Origin of the sequence: Streptomyces phyllanthi, assembly GCF_009377205.1 — a bacterium.
GTDB classification, from domain to species: Bacteria; Actinomycetota; Actinomycetes; order Streptomycetales; family Streptomycetaceae; genus Streptomyces; species Streptomyces phyllanthi.
In genome coordinates, this window is sequence record NZ_VJZE01000823.1 from 1 (window position 1) to 2,129 (window position 2,129).

A 2,129-nucleotide genomic window follows, 5' to 3' on the forward strand; every position below is an offset into this window, starting at 1 on the left:
GAGGTGGGGACTCCCTCGCCCGCCGTGACCAGGCAGGTCGCGGCGCCGGGGACCTGGGCGGTGCTCGTGCCCCGTAACTGCTTCACGCCCTCGTTGATGAGGTTGAAGCCGTGCACGTACGCCTCGCTCAGCCCGCCCCCGCCGGTGTTGAGGGGCAGCCGCCCGCCGATCTCCAGCGCGCCCCCCTCGGTGAACGCGCCGCCCTCACCGCGCCCGCAGAAGCCGTAGCCCTCCAGGGAGAGCGGTATGAGCGCGGTGAACGCGTCGTAGATCTGGGCGACGTCCACGTCCTCGGGACCGAAGTCGGCGTGCTTCCACAGGTGCCGGGCGGCGGTCCAGGCGGGGCCGGTCAGCGGGTCGTCGTTCCAGTAGTTGACCATGCCGTGGTGCTGGGCGGGCAGGCCCTGGGCCGCGGAGTGGACGTACACGGGCCGGTGCCGGCAGTCCCGCGCCCGCTCGGCGGAGACGACGACGCAGGCCAGCGCCCCGTCGGTCTCCAGGCAGTTGTCGAAGAGGCAGAGCGGCTCGCTGATCCAGCGGGAGGTCATGTACATCTCGCGGGTCAGGGGGCGTTCGTACATGATCGCCGCCGGGTTCTGGTTGGCGCGGTTGCGGCAGGCCAGGGCGACATTGAACAGGTGGTCCCGGGTGGTGCCGTACTCGTGCATGTGGCGGCGCGCGAGCATGGCGATCTCGTCGACCGGGCGGAGGAGCCCGAAGGGCCGGGTCCACTGGGCGGGTGTGGGCAGTTGGACGGTGGTGTTCTTCCAGGGGCGCGGGCCCGACCCTCTCTTCCGCGACCGCCAGGCGACACCGACGCTCGCCTGGCCCGTGGCGACGGCGGCGGCGAGATGCGCGACGGTGGCACAGGAACCACCCCCGCCGTAGCCGACCTTGCTGAAGAAGGTCAGGTCCCCGAGCCCGAGGGCCTTCGCCACCTCGACCTCGTCGGTCTCCTCCATGGTGTACGAGGCGAGCGCGTCGACCTCGCCGGGGTCGATCCCGGCGTCATGGAGGGCGGCGAGGATCGCACGGCACGCCAACGCCTTCTCGCTCTCGGGGAGTTGCCTGGCGAAGGCGGTCTGCCCGATCCCGACGACGGCGGTCGCGTCCTTGAGGGTGGCCATGCGCACGCACCTCCACGGGGAGTGTCCGGGTCGCTGTCTGCCGGGCCGACGGGTACGGGCATGAGGCCGGTCCCGTTGGCTGACAGGCCGTCAGGTTACAGCTAATCTGACGGACAGTCAGCTAGTGGGAGTGGCGGAGGGCCGAGGAGGCGTGCGATGCGTGGCGACCTGGAGTGGGGGAGCATCCCGGGGCTGGTCCGGTCGGCGGCCGAGCGCTACGGCGGGACCGAGGCGGTGGTCGAGGGCCGCACCCGGATCTCGTACGCGGAACTCGGCGCCCGGGTGGAGCGCGCGGCGGCGGCCTGTGTCGCGAACGGCGTGCGCGTGGGCGACCGGGTGGCCGTCTGGGCGCCCAACACCCTCGACTGGATCGTCTCGGCGCTGGGCGCGGTGTCCGCGGGCGCGGTCCTCGTGCCGCTGAACACGCGCTTCAAGGGCACGGAGGCGGCGTACGTGCTGGAGAGCAGCCGGGCGAAGCTGCTGTTCGTCACGGGGACCTTCCTGGGCACGTCGTACGTGGCCTCGCTGCGGCGGGCGGCCGGGCAGGGCTCCGGCGGGGCGGGGCCGCTCGCGGGACTCCCACACCTCGAACAGGTGGTCGTGCTGTCGGACGACGCCCCCCAGGACTTCCGCACCTGGAAGGACTTCCTGGCGAGCGGGGACGGCGTGGGGGCGGAGCGGGTACGGGCGCGGGAGGCGGAGCTCTCCGGGGACTCGCGCTCGGACATCGTCTACACCTCGGGCACGACCGGCCGCCCCAAGGGCGCGGTGATCACCCACGCCCAGACCCTGCGGGCGTACGAGGTGTGGAGCGACCTGGCGGGGCTGCGACAGGGCGACCGCTATCTGATCGTGAACCCCTTCTTCCACACCTTCGGCTACAAGGCGGGCGTACTGGCGTGCCTGATGCGGGGCGCCACGATGATCCCGCAGCCGGTGTTCAACGTGGACACGGCGCTGGCGAACATCGCCTCGGAGCGGATCTCGGTCCTTTCTCTTATA

2 protein-coding genes are annotated in these 2,129 nt (G+C 71.9%); one reads left to right on the forward strand and one right to left on the reverse strand.

What is annotated here, in order from left to right; all coding sequences use genetic code 11:
- The coding region (locus FNH04_RS45270; RefSeq protein ID WP_152792040.1) for a lipid-transfer protein at positions 1-1,127 on the reverse strand (1,127 nt) is incomplete at its 3' end.
- Positions 1,128-1,283: 156 nt separating this feature from the next.
- Between FNH04_RS45270 and FNH04_RS45275 the strand changes: the two genes are divergently transcribed.
- Positions 1,284-2,129: AMP-binding protein (locus tag FNH04_RS45275; RefSeq protein ID WP_152792041.1), on the forward strand; the 846-nt coding region annotated here is incomplete at its 3' end.